The organism is Gammaproteobacteria bacterium (genome assembly GCA_016765075.1).
Lineage (GTDB): Bacteria > Pseudomonadota > Gammaproteobacteria.
On record JAESQP010000121.1, the window covers coordinates 1 to 16,927 of the forward strand.

Annotated in this window: 15 protein-coding genes and 1 pseudogene; 10 read left to right on the plus strand and 6 right to left on the minus strand. The window is 44.4% G+C overall.

Features of this window, described 5'->3' with window-relative positions; genetic code table 11:
* The coding region (locus JKY90_07310) for a PilT/PilU family type 4a pilus ATPase (GenBank protein ID MBL4852072.1) at positions 1–806 on the minus strand (806 nt) is incomplete at its 3' end.
* A gap of 248 nt (positions 807–1,054) precedes the next feature.
* Here JKY90_07310 and JKY90_07315 point away from each other — a divergent pair.
* From JKY90_07315 to JKY90_07330, 4 genes are all read left to right on the plus strand, one after another.
* Positions 1,055–1,975: a branched-chain amino acid transaminase gene (locus JKY90_07315; protein ID MBL4852073.1), complete on the plus strand. Its 921-nt coding sequence runs from the start codon at positions 1,055–1,057 to the stop codon at positions 1,973–1,975.
* A gap of 53 nt (positions 1,976–2,028) precedes the next feature.
* On the plus strand, positions 2,029–2,247 hold the full coding sequence (locus JKY90_07320) for a zinc-finger domain-containing protein (protein MBL4852074.1): 219 nt from the start codon (positions 2,029–2,031) through the stop codon (positions 2,245–2,247).
* A gap of 154 nt (positions 2,248–2,401) precedes the next feature.
* Positions 2,402–3,634: an O-antigen ligase family protein gene (locus tag JKY90_07325; GenBank protein ID MBL4852075.1), complete on the plus strand. Its 1,233-nt coding sequence runs from the start codon at positions 2,402–2,404 to the stop codon at positions 3,632–3,634.
* A 98-nt stretch (positions 3,635–3,732) separates the two neighbouring features.
* Complete coding sequence (locus tag JKY90_07330) at positions 3,733–4,500, plus strand: glycosyltransferase family 2 protein (protein ID MBL4852076.1); 768 nt, start codon at positions 3,733–3,735, stop codon at positions 4,498–4,500.
* A gap of 259 nt (positions 4,501–4,759) precedes the next feature.
* Here the strand turns inward: JKY90_07330 and JKY90_07335 are convergent, their stop codons facing one another.
* Positions 4,760–5,779, minus strand: a complete 1,020-nt coding sequence (locus JKY90_07335) for a CDP-glycerol glycerophosphotransferase family protein (protein ID MBL4852077.1) — start codon at positions 5,777–5,779, stop codon at positions 4,760–4,762.
* Between the two features lie 138 nt (positions 5,780–5,917).
* Between JKY90_07335 and JKY90_07340 the strand changes: the two are divergent.
* Positions 5,918–6,987 (plus strand): annotated as a pseudogene (locus JKY90_07340) (glycosyltransferase family 9 protein).
* On the opposite strand, the gene JKY90_07345 reads toward JKY90_07340, so the two are convergent.
* A complete protein-coding gene (locus JKY90_07345; protein MBL4852078.1) occupies positions 6,982–7,374 on the minus strand; it encodes a hypothetical protein in 393 nt (130 codons plus the stop codon). The pseudogene JKY90_07340 and the gene JKY90_07345 sit on opposite strands and share 6 nt — an antisense overlap.
* A gap of 88 nt (positions 7,375–7,462) precedes the next feature.
* Between JKY90_07345 and JKY90_07350 the strand changes: the two genes are divergently transcribed.
* On the plus strand, positions 7,463–8,176 hold the full coding sequence (locus tag JKY90_07350) for a 3-deoxy-D-manno-octulosonic acid kinase (protein ID MBL4852079.1): 714 nt from the start codon (positions 7,463–7,465) through the stop codon (positions 8,174–8,176).
* A 20-nt stretch (positions 8,177–8,196) separates the two neighbouring features.
* Here the strand turns inward: JKY90_07350 and lpxL are convergent, their stop codons facing one another.
* A complete protein-coding gene (lpxL, locus tag JKY90_07355; GenBank protein ID MBL4852080.1) occupies positions 8,197–9,096 on the minus strand; it encodes an LpxL/LpxP family Kdo(2)-lipid IV(A) lauroyl/palmitoleoyl acyltransferase in 900 nt (299 codons plus the stop codon).
* Positions 9,097–9,498: 402 nt separating this feature from the next.
* Here lpxL and JKY90_07360 point away from each other — a divergent pair, with 402 nt between their 5' ends.
* Both JKY90_07360 and JKY90_07365 read left to right on the plus strand, forming a co-directional pair.
* Positions 9,499–10,350 carry a pantoate--beta-alanine ligase gene (locus tag JKY90_07360; protein MBL4852081.1) on the plus strand — a complete coding sequence of 284 codons (852 nt, stop codon included), beginning with the start codon at positions 9,499–9,501 and terminating at the stop codon, positions 10,348–10,350.
* A gap of 88 nt (positions 10,351–10,438) precedes the next feature.
* Positions 10,439–10,819: an aspartate 1-decarboxylase gene (locus JKY90_07365; protein MBL4852082.1), complete on the plus strand. Its 381-nt coding sequence runs from the start codon at positions 10,439–10,441 to the stop codon at positions 10,817–10,819.
* A 122-nt stretch (positions 10,820–10,941) separates the two neighbouring features.
* Here JKY90_07365 and ppc read toward each other — a convergent pair whose 3' ends face one another.
* Together ppc and glgA are read right to left on the minus strand one after the other, a co-directional pair.
* The gene (gene ppc / locus JKY90_07370; protein ID MBL4852083.1) at positions 10,942–13,710 is read right to left on the minus strand and encodes a phosphoenolpyruvate carboxylase; all 2,769 of its coding nucleotides are present in this window, start codon (positions 13,708–13,710) and stop codon (positions 10,942–10,944) included.
* Between the two features lie 31 nt (positions 13,711–13,741).
* A complete protein-coding gene (gene glgA, locus JKY90_07375; protein ID MBL4852084.1) occupies positions 13,742–15,196 on the minus strand; it encodes a glycogen synthase GlgA in 1,455 nt (484 codons plus the stop codon).
* A 217-nt stretch (positions 15,197–15,413) separates the two neighbouring features.
* Here glgA and gnd point away from each other — a divergent pair, with 217 nt between their 5' ends.
* On the plus strand, positions 15,414–16,319 hold the full coding sequence (gene gnd, locus JKY90_07380; GenBank protein ID MBL4852085.1) for a decarboxylating 6-phosphogluconate dehydrogenase: 906 nt from the start codon (positions 15,414–15,416) through the stop codon (positions 16,317–16,319).
* A 13-nt stretch (positions 16,320–16,332) separates the two neighbouring features.
* The coding region (locus JKY90_07385) for a glucose-6-phosphate dehydrogenase (protein ID MBL4852086.1) at positions 16,333–16,927 on the plus strand (595 nt) is incomplete at its 3' end.

Consider the following 16,927-nt stretch of genomic DNA (forward strand, 5'->3'; position numbering starts at 1 on the left):
ACTAGGCGTTGTGAAATAAAAGCACGCATATTCAACGATAGATCAGATAGCAACTGCTGGCGACGTTCTTCTGGGAAGAAATTAATAATACGACCAAAGGCCTGGTTAGCACTATTAGCGTGCAATGTTGATAATACAAGGTGACCCGTTTCAGCAAAAGCGATGGCGTGCTCCATGGTTTCGCGATCACGAATTTCACCAATGAGAATAACGTCCGGCGCTTGGCGTAAGGTATTTTTCAGTGCATCGGCGTAGCTATTGGTATCAAAGCCGATTTCACGCTGATTAATAATCGATTTTTTGTGACTGTGAACAAACTCGATAGGGTCTTCAATGGTGATAATGTGGCCACCGCTATTGGTGTTTCGGTAATCAATGAGCGAGGCCAGAGACGTTGATTTACCGGATCCTGTGCCCCCGACAAACAGAATCAGGCCACGTTTTTCCATGATTTGCTTCTTCAGTATCTGCGGCAAACCTAGGCTTTCAATGCTGGGGATAACTGTATTGATGGAGCGTACCACCATGCCGACTTCATGGCGTTGCTGAAAGATATTGACACGAAAGCGACCGGTACCGTGTTCGGATACTGCCAAGTTCATTTCAGGCGCTTGTGCAAACGATGCTTGTTGCTCTTCATTCATTAAGGCCATTGCCATGGCTTTAACCCGACCTGGTGGCAAGGGTGAGCTTTCTATAGGCGTTAATACCCCCTGTGTTTTAATACTGGGGTACGCACCTGTGGTTAAATACAGATCGGAGCCTTCTTTGAGAACCAATATTTTGAGATAATCTTTAAATTCCATGGATATGTGCACCGGATCGATTGTGGAAAGTCTGTGACTGAGGTTATCGGCGGCTTTTTGCTCGGGCTTTAATCGAGGCTTTTATTAAAAACACTAAAACTATCTGCCTGATACAGGTAAAATATACGGATTTGAGCGCCAGAACTTGAAACCCATCGCAAAATGGGCGGCTAGTTTGTCGTGCTGTGTCATCAATAGCTTGTCCCGGTATACAGAATGGGCAAGCAGAACCCAGGAAATGATCCATGATGGATGATCGTGACGGCGTCATTTGGTTTGACGGCGAGCTGGTACCTTGGCGTGATGCCAAGATACATGTTTTAACGCATACCCTGCATTATGGTTTAGGAGTGTTTGAAGGCCTGCGCGCCTATAAAACAGGGAAAGGTGCTGCGATTTTTCGACTGCAAGAGCACACTGATCGTTTGTTTGATTCAGCGCATATTCTTAATATGCCTATGCCTTATAGCAAGGATGAAATCAATGCGGCTGTTATTCAGGCGGTTGCTGAAAATAATCTGGATTCGGGCTATATCCGCCCAATGTGCTTTTATGGCTCCGAAGGCATGGGTCTGCGCGCCGATAATCTAAAAACCCATGTCATTGTCGCCGCCTGGGCTTGGGGCTCTTATATGGGCGAAGAGAATATGGCCAAAGGTATCCGAGTACGGACATCTTCGTATACACGCCATCGTACGAATATCACCATGTGCCGTGCCAAGACCAATGGTAATTATGTTAATTCAATGATGGCGCTGAGCGAAGCCTTAGCAGTTGGCTGTGATGAGGCTTTGTTGCTTGATGTTGATGGATTCGTTGCCGAAGGCAGTGGCGAGAATATTTTCATCATAAAAAATAATATCCTGTATACGCCAGATTTGAGCTCTGCCTTGGATGGTATTACGCGTGATACCATGTTTACCTTGGCGCGCGAATCAGGCTATGAGGTGATAGAAAAACGTATTAGTCGTGATGAAGTCTATGTTGCTGATGAGGCCTTTTTTACCGGCAGTGCAGCCGAAGTAACACCCATTCGCGAGCTTGATGGGCGTGCCATTGGCCAGGGTGGTCGTGGTCCAGTGACCGAAGAGTTGCAAGCATTGTACTTTGACCAAGTTCATGGGCGCCGCACTGAACATGCACAATGGTTGAGTTACGTTAACAGCTAGCCTGGTGTTATAACTATGACTTTAAGTCGTTTGGAGAGAGTGTTTTGGCACAGATGAATACACCGGGAAATACATCGGGCAACACCGATCTTATTGAGCCGAATGCGCAAAACCGCTATGAAGTGACTCAAGCAGACTTGCCATTACATTGCCCTATGCCCAGCATGAGCCTATGGAACTCGCATCCGCGAGTATTTTTGCAAGTTGAAGAAAAAGGTGAAGTGAAGTGCCCATATTGTGGCGCTGACTACATCTTGGTTGAGCAGAGTTAAATTTTCCCTTACTAAGAGCCTGTCGAACTTAGGATGAATCTACTGCGGAGACATTGAGTTTCTGCAATTGTAATCAATAAAATTGATATTCTTGTAATAAGGAAGACGTATTAATATTGCTCGCCCACAAAGTAACCTCATAATAGATAAGGCTTTGGCTGAATATCCTCGTTTATCTAAAGCTGTATATTTATTGCTCGTTGCCCTATTTTTATTTAGCTTTGTTTCCAAAGCGGGCATAAATATTTTTTCTGGGTTGGCTTATCTATGTTCCGTGGTTTTGCTTTGGCGGCTTGGCTTGAGATCGTTGCGCGATTACCCGTGGTGGGTGCTTTTTTTAATACCCGTTTTAATAGGGATACCGCTGGCAGCGTTAACTGAAGCAGGTGGAATCTACGAAATAGGGCAATATCTAACGCGTTTTAAATTTTTCATTTTACCTATAGCCATTATCTTGGTAGCTCGTAACAAAAACGCCTCAATGGGTTTGCTTGTTGCTGTATGGGTGTCTGCGCTAATAGCTACTCTTTATGGATTCAGCCAGTCCGAGCAAAGAGTGTTAGGAGGGTTTGAAGGTTTTCACTTTATTCTACGTAACGCAGATATGTTGGTTATTGTCATATTGACGTTAATAGTATTTTTATTTGACGAGCATTTTAGACAGCAATATGGCAATTGGTTCTGGGTACTATTTCTATCGCTACTATTATTAAGCGCTGGGTTACTAATGAGCGCTGCTCGTGGGGCCTGGCTAGGGTGTTTTCTTGGTATGGTGGTGTTCAGCCTTCTATTCTATAGACGATTCCTTATCATTATTGCCATTGCTATTGTTGCATCACTATTTTTTCTCGGTGAGAGTGAGTTTATACATGAAGCTAAATCAATATTTGATTTTAGCGCTAATTTTTCCAATAACGCGAGACTTCAACTATGGCAAGCAGGGTGGGATTTCTCACAGAAACAATTTTGGTTTGGAGCGGGTTATTCTCAGGTAGAACCATTATTTCTAGATCACTTTTTTAGTCAATCAGTTAGTTATCAACAACAGTACGCTCTTGCAGTCTTATTTCCATGGGATTTTCACAATAGTTATTTACAGATATTAGTAGAATGGGGCGCAGTTTTCTTTGGCATATTTATGCTCTGCGGCGCCGTGTTACTTGTTAACCTATACCGCTCTATACATAGAACGATGAAAGAAAATTGTGCGGTTGTGAAAGCGGCAGTCGTTGTTTCTTTTGGTTATCTGCCCATACAGTTCTTTCATAACGAACTTTATGGTTACGGTACGGTTATTTATTTATTATTGTTGACCGTAGCCTTGTCTGCAAAAACATGGGGATCCTCTGAGCAGGGCTTGCAGAGTAGTGAAATAGATGCTGCTTAGTAATAGTTTGTACAGAAAAATAGCGTTTTGTATTATTTATTACTATGCGTCAGCATAATTAATTACCTGGTTTGTTTAAAAAGACAAGTGAAAACACGGTGTCCTATCAATTATCAGTCATTATTATTACAAAAAATGAACAAGACCGGCTTGATCGATGTTTGCGCTCAGTCGCCGATATCGCAGACGAGATCATTGTGTTGGACAGTGGCAGTACGGATAATTCGGTAGCTATTGCGCAAACCTACACCGATAAAGTTTATATTACGGATTGGCCAGGTTATGGCCCGCAAAAGCAACGCGCTCTCGATATGACCATGTATGACTGGGTCTTGTCTATCGATGCTGATGAAGTCCTTACACCGGAGCTTGCAGATGAAATTCAAACCATACTTGCCACATCACCTGTAGAAGTGTCCTTTAAGATTCAATGGGCGGTGATGTTATTTGGCAAACAACTTGATTATGGTCGCAGCGCCCGTTTTGTTGAACGTTTATTCCGGCGCGAAGGCGCACAGTTTAGTGATGATTTAGTCCATGAAAAGATAATCCTACCTAAAGGTAAAACGTCTAAGCTAAAAAATCGTTTACTGCATTATTCAAACCGCGACTTTGAACATTTACTTAATAAGGCAAGTTTATATGCCAATCTTGGTGCAGAAAAAAGACATAAAGCAGGTCGTTATGGTGGCGGGCTTGCTGTCGCAGCACTGAGGTCAGTTTGGGTATTCTTTCAAATTTATATATTTCGCTTGGGGATCATTGATGGCGGGCGCGGTTTTTTAATGGCCATGATTTACGCGCAATACACCTTTAATAAATACGCTGGTGCTTGGGCCATGCGTGAAGATGAAAAACGTAAATAATGCCTCCCCTCGGCGAGGCCAACAAACCAATAAACATACGCCTGCGTAGTTAATGCTCGACTCAGCAAAAGGTTAGGTGTGATGTTAGAGACAGCTAACAGCTTGGTAATTACCGCCCATCTACATTTACTTTTAGTTAGCAAGAATATCGATAAAGAATTCTATACCGAGTAAATTGCAAATAATGATGCGTTAGTTGAAGAAACAGTGGATAAATTCACCAACTATTTTCAGGTATTAATCGCTACCTGACTCATATTCAACAAAATTTTCTCCGTATTTTATAACGTCGTAGTGGGCTAAGATATTTCTGTTTGAGGCCTTTGTGCCCTTCGCTTAAAAACCATTCAACTGCATCCAGTACTCTATCGCTCGATTTCCCATCTCTGTGGGGGTGAATGATTGCAGAGTAGTGTTTGATAGATCGCATGAGTTCTTCTGGTTTCGAAAGTGCTTGTGTAATAAGGCTTTCTATTTCATCTACATTATTTGTATTGAGAAAATAAGAGCTTCTGACCTTGTTTTTAAACGTGACCACCGGTTTTTGCGTTAACAGAAATTCATACATAATTGATGAGGTATCGCATAGCATCACATCGGCCTGCAGCAATACGGGTATTAAGTCATCGCTCTCAATATAGCGTAGATTATCACTCTGTATTGCCTTGTAAGCAGCAACCATTTCGGGTTTCATTTTAGGGTGTAGCGTTATCAGCCAGTGCCAATTTGATTTGGCAGCAAGTTGTTTGATTGTGCTTATCAAATATGGAGCAGATGTCAGTCGTTCGGAAAACGTTGAAGAATACAGGATAGTCGGTTTTTCGTTTGATTTGTCTTGACCTGCATTGCTGAACAGAGTGTCAAGTTTTGGCCAACCTGTTTCCACTACCCTGAAACTTTTATGTTTATCTGCCAATGCTTGAAATGGTTGAGTAGTATCAGCACCTTGTGTACAGAAAAGGTCAAAGAAGCCACGAATTTTAAATTTATTTTTTTTGCCGGCGACATTAAAGCCATGAAAGACACTGACTTTAACGCCGGGGATCATATAAGGGACAATATCGCCTGGCGCGTAACAGGCGGCAGGTGCGTAGTTTATGGCTTCTTCTATACTATAAATTCGATGCTCATCATCGCGTAGGTAGTCGTAATTCAATTCTTTTCCCGCCAACAACCATGCTACTTCGCCACCACGTACCCGAATAGCGTGTTGCAATGGGCGCAGTATCGAATACGAGTAATTTTGGGTGATAAAGAAAAGATGCCGTTGGGCGTGCATGCCAATCGCTTTATTTGAAATAAATCCATCTGCAATTATATACGATATGCTGCCTTGGCAGCTTACCCCTGTCAGGCTGTTATTATTTTAGTGTTAGGAGGTAGAATGGTTAAGTTAAGCAGTGTAAGCACTTAAATAATGTCTCTAAAAATTAAGCCAAAACATATCTGTTTACTACGTCTATCGGCGCTGGGTGATGTTACTCATGTTTTGCCCGTTATCAGTGCTATACGAAAAGCCTGGCCTGATTGTAAAATCAGTTGGATCATCGGCGAATTCGAGAAAAAGCTGTTGCCCAATCTTTCTGGGGTCGAGTTTATTGCTTTTAATAAGGCAGCAGGGATAGCAGAATATTGGCGATTACTTCCTATTTTGCGAAACTGTCAATTTGATGTTTTGCTGCATATGCAGTTGTCACTACGCGCAAATTTAATTGCGGCAATGGTGAAGGCGCCAATAAAGATTGGTTTTGATAAAGAAAGGTCGAAGGAGGGGCATACACTAGTCATTAACCGATCGATTGCGCATGTTCCGCAGCAACATGTGCTTGAAGCATTATTGAGTTTTTTGCAACCGCTAAATATTACAGTCGATAAGGTTGATTATAAGATGCCAATATCAGCAACGGCTATGGATGTCGCCAAGGGCTTAATCCCGGCCGATCGACCTTATGTGGTCATTAGTCCTGCATCAAGTCATGCTCTACGTAACTGGACGGCTGAAGGCTATGCTGCCGTGGCCGATCATTTGATTGCTGAACATGGACTTGAAGTCGTGCTGTGTGGTGGTAGAAGTGCACTTGAGGCTACGCTTGGATTGGCAATAGAAAAAAAATGCACTGCAGGCTGCGTAATATTATTGGCAAAGATACGCTAGAGCAGATGGTGGCGATATTACATAATGCTCTTTTTTTAGTGAGCCCTGACTCTGGTCCGGCACATATTGCCAATGCAGTCGGCACACCGGTACTGGGTTTGTATGCGGCAACCGACCCTCAGCGTTCAGGCCCTTATCATAGCCGGCACTGGTGTATCGATGCCTACGCTAAGGCAGCAGAGAAATTTCTAAATAAGCAGCCTTCTCAATTAAAGTGGGGAAGAAAAATAGAAGTGCCGGGAGTGATGTCGTTAATTGAGGTTGACGAGGTAATTTCGAAAGTGGATGAGATGTTGGCTGAGTTACTGCCTAATTCATTGTCTGGATCATGAATAATTCGCATAAGATTTTTCTTCTACCACTGTTGAGCCTAGCGTAATATTAATATCTCGCTTAACGTTGGAGCGCTCATCATTGGTCAAATAGACGGCCCGTGCCAAAGCGATAAACGACTCGCCAAAATCGCCATCACGTTCAAGATCACGTATATCATCTTCAATAATCCAAAGTTTACTATTTATTTCGCGTAATGCTTTCCATTGCGGGGAAATATCAGTTTTATCGTTGTTATGTTGCTGCCACACAGAACTCAATAGTCCAAGTTCATAACGTATATTTTTCAATTTAGCTTCATCTGTGATGCGTTCAGACTTGATTTCAAGAATGGTGATTTTATCAATTAGCTCACCAAAAGAAATGGGGGTCATTACCTCATTCATCGGCTTATCCATATAGAGTGTATCTCACAATTATTCACTGCTGTGCGCTGTGCTAAGCTGGCTACCCCATGTGGGTATAAGGCTAAAAATGAGTCAAGTCATTCAATCCGGCAATCAGTATATCTTATTTAATGAGGCGTATTTAACAAGCGAGGATTGCGTTAAGTTTTTTGCGTCTGGCTTTAGCAATAACCAAAATATCGACAGTGTGAATAGTCAAGGACGAGGTGAGGTGCAGTTTTTTCGCTGTGAAGACCATTCCCTGGTCGCTAAACACTATTTGCGTGGAGGACTGTTATCTCACATTGTTCACGACCAATATTATGGTTGCAAGCCAGAAACAACACGAGCGTTTAGAGAATGGCGTTTGCTAGCGATGATGAGAGAAAAAGGCTTGCCAGTTCCAGTGCCAGTTGTAGCGCATGTTGCTATAAAGCATTGTTGCTATCGGGCTGATCTTATTACCGTACAAATAGAGGCAGCTAAAACTTTGGCACAATACTTAACGCAGTTGCCACTTAATTTAGAGGCTTGGCAAGCTGTTGGTGTTTGTATAAAGCGTTTTCATCGAGCCAATATTTTTCACGCTGATCTTAACGCCAACAATATTCTCATTAATCAACAGCAAGAATTATTTGTCCTCGATTTTGATAAAGGCGCCATAAAATCAGGCGAGCTTTGGAAGCTAGACAATATTGAACGACTAAAGAGATCATTACTTAAATTCAAACGAAAAACCCCTAATTTTCATTTTGAATTTGATCATTGGCGCCAGCTAATACGAGGGTATATAGCTTCCTAGCCGGTACACTTGCAGCAGCTTTATTTGATTGGGTTATCTGAATATTTAAACCGGCGGTGCACCCAATAATATTGTTCCGGATATTCTCTTGCTATGTCTTCAATTAATTGATTGATTCTCAACGCATCCTCAGTTAAATCATCACTGGGAAAATTTTCTATTGCAGGCAATAGTCGCAACTCGTAATCAAGACCGTTTGATTTTCGAATCGGGAAATAAGGGATAACTGGTGCGCCACTGAGTTTGGCTATGCGTGATGTGCCAGGGTTGGTGGCAACATTATGACCAAAAAAAGGCACCTGAATACTATTGCGACCACCGTAAGCCTGGTCAGGCGCATACCAGACAATCAACCCTCTTTTTAAACTGCGCAGCATTTTTTTAACGTTGTCGCGAGCTATCATTGTCTTAAACCAATGTTGTCTACCTTGTTTAATAACGGCCTCGAAAACGGGATTCTCGTGTGGCCGATACATGCCGTGAATATCAAATTGGGTATCACGTTGCAGTAAGGCGCCGCCGATCTCTAAAGAAGTGAAATGTGCGCTGAGCAACAGCACCCCTTTGCCTTTAGCCAACGCTTGCTCTAGATATTGCTGTCCAGTGATTTCTATTTTTGCCGGAATTTGCTTACCGCGTTTGAACCAGGTAATGAGCATTTCCACCACCATGATGCCGAGTGCTTGAAAATGCGCATAAACGAGCGCATCAATGTCCTCAGGTGTTTTCTCTGGAAAAGCACGTTGCAGATTGTTTCGGGCGATTCGCCGACGGCGGCGAATCAATAGGTGAAGCAAGCTGCCCAGTGGTGGCCCGAAGCACATTAATGTTCTGGCAGGCAGCAGCGCAACGCTGCGGATGATAGCCACAACGAGCCACGATAGCCAATGACGAGGGTGATAAAGTTGAGTGTGTTTCAAGTGTCTTAGGGTCTGTTAACACTATAAACATGGTAGCGATGGAGACCATTTTTTCGCAGGGCAAGGCGCAGTAAGCGCCGTGTACTTGCGGTACACAAGCGAGCTGCTACGTGCCCTCGGGGTGCAACGCCGTCCTGCGGGAAAATGGCTCCATCCCTTCGGGTTGCGCCCCAAATTGAACCAGGCGGCATTGCTCGTCGTTCATTTAGCACCACTAAATCTCTCTTCTCGCGCCTTGCACCCCAAGAGCCTGCCCCCGCGAAGGCGTGGGGGCACTTCCTTCGGGCGCACAAGGGATTTTACGAAGGAGCGGAATAACAGTGTGTATTTCCGACTGAGGAAAATCCTTTGTCGATTCAAAGATCCAGCGAGGGCTTGTTGTCCTGGTGAGAATACAGGCTGATGCAAAGCCTGCAGCATGTGACGGCGCTGCGCGCACTGGTGGCCGAGTGGCGTAGCCAGGGTCAAACTATTGGCTTTGTTCCCACCATGGGTAGCCTACATAAAGGGCATCGTAGTTTGATTGTCAATGCGCGTTCGCATTGTGATCGTGTCATTGTCAGTATTTTCGTGAATCCTACCCAGTTTTCAGCAGGGGAAGATTTTTCAGATTATCCGCGCACTATCGATAGCGATCAGCTAGCATTGATTGAAGATGGCGTTGATGCCTTATTTTTACCGCAAGTAGAAGACCTTTATCCGTGTGGTGTTATTAATACAACGACTATGGTATCGATAGCGGGTTTAAACAATGAGCTTTGTGGTGCACACAGAGATGGCCATTTTGATGGCGTACTCACCGTGGTCAACAAATTTTTAAATATCATTACACCAGACAGGCTCTTCTTAGGCGAGAAAGATTTTCAGCAGCTCTATATGGTCAAACAAATGGTGTTAGAGCTCATACTGCCCGTTGAAGTTGTCGGCGTGTCGACCTACCGTGAAGCCGATGGGCTTGCCATGAGTTCGCGCAATCAATATTTAACGAATACAGATCGCACTAAAGCTAACGGTTTATACAACACTTTGTGTGGTATCCGTCACGATTTAATGAAGGCAAATAACGATTTTTCGGTGTTAGAAAATCAAGCATTGGCTTCGCTGCGAACACTCGGCTTTGTGCCAGATTATATTGAAGTGCGTCGACAACAAGATATGGCGAAAGCCATGCCAAATGACCAGGAGCTGGTTGTCTTGGGTGCGGCCAAGTTGGGTAAGACAAGGCTAATTGATAACGTCACCCTGTCACGTTAAGTCACTGTTTTCGTTTTATACTTTGGCCTATTTTAGCTAGGCAAAATATGCTATAATTGTTCTAATTCAATGACTTAGATATATTTTTATGCGTCTCACTATGCTTCAAGCCAAATTGCATCGCGCTCATGTGACTCATTCTGAAAAAGAGTATGAGGGATCCTGTGCGATTGATTCAGAGCTATTGGCAGCGGCAGGCATACGCGAATATCAACAAATCTCGATCTACAACGTATCAAATGGCGAGCGCTTTCAAACCTATGCTATTTCAGGTGAAAAGGGTTCAAAAATTATTTCAGTGAATGGCGCAGCAGCACACAAAGCCGATCCAGGCGATTGTCTTATTATTTGTGCTTATGCTGAATTAGATGAGTCTGAGTTAGCTGGGTTTAAGCCGACACTGATTTATCTTAATGAGAATAACGATATCAAGCGGATAGGCAATTTTATTCCTACACAAGTCGCTTAATAAATTTATTTTGTGCCTTAGTGGCAAGCTATCTCTTCGCAAAAAGCAACCAAAAGTATTAGTGAGAAAAAATGCTTTTATAATTTTCTTCTCTTCTTAAAGGTATAAAATACAACTCTATCCTACCCAGTATTTCTCATTCCCGCCGCTATGGCATTAATCGTCCGCAATAATGGGTTCAACATCGCTTTCTCTTTATCGCTATGTTCATCCAGCTCACGAAAACGTTGAATTAAGGTGATCTGAATATGATTCAACGGATCAAGATACGGGTTTCTACGTTCTAACGATAAGACCAATGACGGGTTGTCACCAATCAACTTATCATTTTTCGTAATCTCGAGAATACTGCGAATAGTTCTGTCGTATTCGGTTTTGATTGATTTAAATATATCACCAGCGGTATTTTGGTCATGCGCTAGCTTCATATATTCCTGGGCGATAATCATATTAGACTTAAACAATGCCATTTGAATATTACTGAGCAGGGCGCGAAAGAACGGCCAGTCCTGGTACATACGCTGTAGTTCGGCGATACGTGTTGGATCGTTTTGATGCCAGTCGGCTAATGCTTTACCAACGCCAAACCAGGCGGGCAGTGTGGCGCGTGATTGCGCCCAACCGAAGACCCAGGGAATGGCGCGGATAGAGCTTTTTGAACGCGACTTTTTGCGATGGCTGGGACGCGAGCCCATGTTCATCATGCCGATTTCATTCACTGGCGTGGCTTCGTAAAAGTAATCCATAAAGCCGTCGGTTCTCTCGGTGAGGTCACGATAATAGCTTTCACCAATTTTGGTGAGTTCACCCATAATTTTTAGATTATCTTGATTGTCAGGTGCTGGTTTGCGTATTAAGCAGGTACTGGCTTTCAATAATCCGGTGACACCCATGGTGACTTCGTAAACAGCGGTTTCTGCATTGCTATATTTGTACGACAAGACTTCACCTTGTTCGGTGAATTTAATTTCACCGTGAACCGTACCGTCTGGTTGTGACAAGATGGACTCATGGGTCGGGCCACCGCCACGTCCGATAGTACCGCCACGACCGTGGAATAAACGGCATTGAATGTCGTGTTCATCGGCAAGCTCAGTCATTTCACGCTGTGCGTGATAGAGCAGCCAGTTAGAAGCGAGTATGCCACCGTCTTTACAGGAGTCGGAATAACCCAACATAACTTCTTGTAGATTACCCGATGCAGTAAGTAGTTCACGGTATGTTGGGTTGTCAAATAGTTCGCCCATGACGGGACGAATTTGTTCCAGGTCTTCGATGGTTTCGAATAAGGGGCTGACGCAGATATGGCAAAACCATCCCTTGTCCGTTTTGCCTAGCAAGCCTGCTTGTTGTGCCAGCAACATGACTTCAAGAACATGACTGGCGTTGTGCGTCATTGAAATAACGTAATGACCAAAGGCGTTAGTGCTAACCTCTTTGCGCATGACTGCCATAACATGGAAGACATCTAAGGTTTCTTGAGTCGGCTCAGTAATTGCCGAGTTACCGGAAACAATATCAGCGCCTTCATTAATGAGTTTTGTTAAGGTTATGCTGCGCTCGTCATTTGACAGTGCTTTATAGTCGATGTTTTTTGTTTTTAGTAATTCTATAACAGCCTCGCTGTGGCGCGTAGACTCTTGGCGTAGATCCAAATGCATAAGGAAGAAACCAAAGGTTTCTACCAAACGTATTAAATCTTTTAGGTCTGCGTCAGCGATCTTTCCTGCATTATGGCTATGCAAAGATGCGTGGATAATTTTTAATTCTTCGAGAAACTCTGCTTCATCTTTATAGGCGGCAATTGAGTAGGCAGATTTGTTTTCCAGCTTACTCTTAATGTCAATCAGGTTGCCTTCAAGCTTGTAGCTCATGAAGTAGAGCTTGCGACGATAGGGTTCGTTGCGGAAGCGGTCGGCGCGTTCTTTCAGCACCCTCTGGGCGAGAACCTCGTCCTTTGCCAGGCTGGCAGCAAAGGCGTCACTAGGTTGTGCCAGGTCGCTAGAATGCGTCAAGACACGCCTGAGTTTTGTCATGCGTTTGATGTAATGCAGCAGTATCGTGCGCGAATGCAGTCTTACCGCCGTTGCGGTGGTTTCAGGCTTAACAAACGGGTTGCCGTCGCGATCGCCACCAATCCAGGAACCAAAGCGTAGAAAGCTCGGTACAGTAATGTCTGTTTCGCCATAACTGCGACGAACGCCTTTTTCAAAATAACGATAGATTAACGGTACGGCATCAAACAGACTTTCTTCAAAATAGTACAAGCCGTTTTTTATTTCATCGACAACCGTTGGTTTAAAGCTACGAACTTCGTCGGTTGACCATAGAATTTCGATGAGTGTGTTCAGTTCTGTGGTTATTTCAGCGCGTTGTTCTCTACTTAGGCGGGTATCAGAAAGGTCTTCAGCTTTGAGAAAGATACGACGCAGAGCCTCCATAATGGTGTGGCGTTTGGCCTGTGTTGGGTGTGCAGTAATTACTGGCATAAAACAGAGGCGATTGAGTAAGTGCTGTAGCTCTTCTTTACTTATGCTATTGGCTTTGAATTCACGGAGTGTTGATTCAAACGACCCATGCCAGAGTGGCCCACCTTTTTTCGCTTGAATGCGACGTTCGCGGTGTTGGTGTGCTTCTTCAGCAATGTTTACTAGTTTGAAATAGGTGCTGAAGGCGCGAATAACGTTGGTCAGGGTCTTGTCGTCAAAACGATTAATGACACGATTCAGCTGTTCGCGTTTTTCTGGATTTTCTTCGTCACGCAGGCGAATAAAGCCTTTGCGTAAGGTCTCTACCGCTTTAAGTACACGCGGGCCTTCTTGCTCACGGATGATGTCGCCGAGTAGGTTGCCGAATAGCTTGACGCGTGAACGTAGCTGTTTATCACTCATAATGCTTTTCTTTATTTTGTTAGGGCGGGGGTTAGCCGCGATATTTTAGGGCTTTGTGACACAGATCGATATAGGCATTTGCGCTAATATCCCAGCTGTAGTTTTGCGCCATGCCTGCCTTGATCATTTTTTTCCACATTCGTGGTTGTTGAAACAGATTTAGCGCGCGGGTAACGGCACGTTCAAAATCTGCTGGTTTTGCCTCATTAAAGACAAATCCGGTGGCTTGCCCGGTACGCAAGTTGGCCTGGGTTGCATCAACGACGGTATCTGCCAGACCGCCAGTGTTACGGACGATAGGTGCCGTGCCATACCGTAGGCTGTATATCTGGTTTAAGCCGCAAGGTTCAAAGCGCGAGGGCATCAAAAAGATATCCGCCGCCGCTTCGATTTGATGCGCAAGCTGCTCATTGTAGCCAATATGGTAGGCAAATTTTGCAGAATTACGCGCCACAACCTGGGCCATTTCTTCCTCGTAGGCCTTAATGCCGCTTCCTAAGCCGACGAATTGTACTCTTTGTCGGCTTAATTTTGGTAATAGATCGATAATTAAATCGATACCCTTTTGCTCAACCATGCGCCCGATGACGCCTAGCATGGGTATTGTTGGGTCGACTTCAAGCCCCATTTGTTTTTGCAATGCGACTTTGTTTTGGCGTTTAAAACGGAAAGTAGCATAATCGTATTGGCGCGAAATTAAACTGTCTTTGCGTGGGTCCCATACCTCGTAATCGACGCCATTGAGTATGCCGCTAAGGCGATCACGGCGTTGTTGTAGAATGCCTTCCATGCCGCAGCCAAATTCTGGCGTACAAATTTCTTCGGCATAACGTGGGCTGACGGTGTTAACAACATCGCTGTGGACGATACCGCCTTTTAAAAAGGAAATTTGGTCGTAATACTCCATGCTGTCGACCGACCACAAGCTGTTGGGTAGGTCGAGCTGATTGAATTGTTGCCAATTAAAAATGCCTTGATAGGCCATATTGTGAATGGTGAATATCGAGGCTGGGCGATGTTTTTCTAGTGAGAGTAACGCCGGTACTAGGCCGGTTTGCCAATCGTTGCAATGGACAATGTCGGGGCGCCAATTGAGTTTAGCGCGATCATTGGCGATGGCGTTAATTACTTTACTAAAGGTAGCATAGCGCAGAGCATTGTCGGGCCAGTCGTCACCATTGGCATTACTATAAGGTTCGCCACTGCGATCAAATAATGCGGGGGCATCAACCAACCATAAAATTATATTCGTGTTGGCTAGCCTACCTTCGAGTATGCATACCGTTGGTGATACAGTCTCTATTTGGTTGCTGACGAGTGCTAGCTGGCCAGCTTGTTGCAATACTTTGCGATAGGCAGGCAATACTACCCTGACATCGGCACCACTTTTTTGCAGTGCCAATGGCAATGCACCAGCGACATCACCGAGGCCGCCGGTTTTGATTAATGGGTGCGCTTCACTGGCGACAAATAGGGTTTTAAGCATGTATTGGTATGTGGGTTATGGTCATTACTTTTATGAGTTATTGTCATTCACTTCACCGCTTGCTGGGTTGAATGGCGTCTGCATACGGGTATCCGGATCGCAACGTATTTAGTATGGTGTCTGACACTTAGATCTAAAGTCACGTATTTTGCTACCGATTAAACACTATACGTGACTATTGTGTCCACGTGATATTGAATTCCAGGGGAGGGAGCTCATGAAGCTAGCAATGATAGGATTAGGCAAGATGGGTGGCAATATGGTGCGCCGCTTATGTCAGGGAGGCCACGAAGTTGTTGGCTATGATCGCGACGAGTCGGTCGTTGTGAACATTGCAGCAAGTGACGGCATGATTGCCGCCAGCTCTGTAGCAGACGCTGTTGCCAAGCTAGAGGCGCCCCGTGTTGTTTGGTTGATGTTACCCGCTGGCGAAATTACCGAACAGCAGCTACAAGCGCTTATTCCACTGCTCAGCGAAGGTGATGTGATTGTCGATGGTGGTAACTCCAATTTCCACGATAGTGAACGTCACGGCATTATGCTGGCTGAACACGGTATCGGTTTTATGGATGCGGGAACCTCAGGCGGTATATGGGGTTTGAAGAACGGTTATTGTTTAATGGTTGGTGGTGAAGATTGGGTCGCTGACATTATGCAACCTGCTTTACAAACATTGGCGCCAGCTGATGACCGTGGCTGGTCTCATGTTGGGCCGGTCGGTGCCGGTCATTTTACTAAGATGGTTCACAACGGTATTGAATACGGCATGATGCAAGCCTATGCGGAAGGCCTGGCGATTCTCAAAGCACGTCAAGCTTATAATCTGGATTTGGCGGCAATTACTGAGCTGTGGCGTCATTCATCTGTGGTGCAAAGTTGGTTGCTTGACTTGACCGCTGAAGCCTTAGCGAGTGAGCCTGATTTGAACAAAGTATCAGATGTGGTAACCGATTCTGGTGAAGGCCGTTGGACGGCTATTGAGGCGATTGAGCAAGGTGTTGCTGCGCCAGTAATTACTGCTGCATTACAAGTGCGTTTTGCTAGCCAGGATTCAGAAGGTTATGCCAATCGACTATTGTCGCTAATGCGTAATGCATTCGGCGGCCATGAGATGAAGAGCTAAAAGGAGAGTAACAATGGACGGAACATGCTCTGTAGTAATTTTTGGCGCAACGGGTAATCTGGCTCGCTTAAAGCTTCTCCCCTCTTTATACCAGCTTGATCGAAATAACCGTATGCCAGACGGTATGGTGGTGATTTGTTTTGGTCGCGAAGATGAGAAACAAGCGGCCTGGATAAAAAACGTCGAAGCGATGATTCGTGATAAGTACGGTGCTGATGTCGATGAGGCCGTATTGAAGAGATTCCTCAAAAGAGTGGTTTATTTTCTTGGTGATTATGGCGCAGCAGAATCGTTTTCCAGTTTATCTAAACTGTTCAAAGACAAGCCAGAATATTCCAATAATATTGTTTTTTATATGTCAATTCGTCCGGCTGATTTTGGTAGCGTTGTTGCACATCTAGGCAAAGCCAAGCTGCTCGATGAGAAAAATGGCCGGCGTCGCGTAGTGATTGAAAAACCCTTTGGTTATGACTTGCTTAGTGCTCAAGCATTACAGCGGTCGCTAGATAAGCATTTAAAAGAAAACCAAATTTATCGTATTGATCATTACCTGGGGAAAGGAACCGTGCAAAATGTTTTGGTTGCGCGTTTTGCTAATTTAATGTTGG

Bases quoted from the DNA above. Each gene is read 5' to 3' on its own strand.
- JKY90_07315 (MBL4852073.1), top strand. From the start codon at position 1,055: ATGGATGATCGTGACGGCGTCATTTGGTTTGACGGCGAGCTGGTACCT.
- JKY90_07320 (MBL4852074.1), top strand. From the start codon at position 2,029: ATGAATACACCGGGAAATACATCGGGCAACACCGATCTTATTGAGCCG.
- JKY90_07335 (MBL4852077.1), bottom strand. From the start codon at position 5,779: ATGCACGCCCAACGGCATCTTTTCTTTATCACCCAAAATTACTCGTAT.
- JKY90_07345 (MBL4852078.1), bottom strand. From the start codon at position 7,374: ATGAATGAGGTAATGACCCCCATTTCTTTTGGTGAGCTAATTGATAAA.
- JKY90_07350 (MBL4852079.1), top strand. From the start codon at position 7,463: ATGAGTCAAGTCATTCAATCCGGCAATCAGTATATCTTATTTAATGAG.
- JKY90_07360 (MBL4852081.1), top strand. From the start codon at position 9,499: ATGCAAAGCCTGCAGCATGTGACGGCGCTGCGCGCACTGGTGGCCGAG.
- JKY90_07365 (MBL4852082.1), top strand. From the start codon at position 10,439: ATGCGTCTCACTATGCTTCAAGCCAAATTGCATCGCGCTCATGTGACT.
- ppc (MBL4852083.1), bottom strand. From the start codon at position 13,710: ATGAGTGATAAACAGCTACGTTCACGCGTCAAGCTATTCGGCAACCTA.
- glgA (MBL4852084.1), bottom strand. From the start codon at position 15,196: ATGCTTAAAACCCTATTTGTCGCCAGTGAAGCGCACCCATTAATCAAA.
- gnd (MBL4852085.1), top strand. From the start codon at position 15,414: ATGAAGCTAGCAATGATAGGATTAGGCAAGATGGGTGGCAATATGGTG.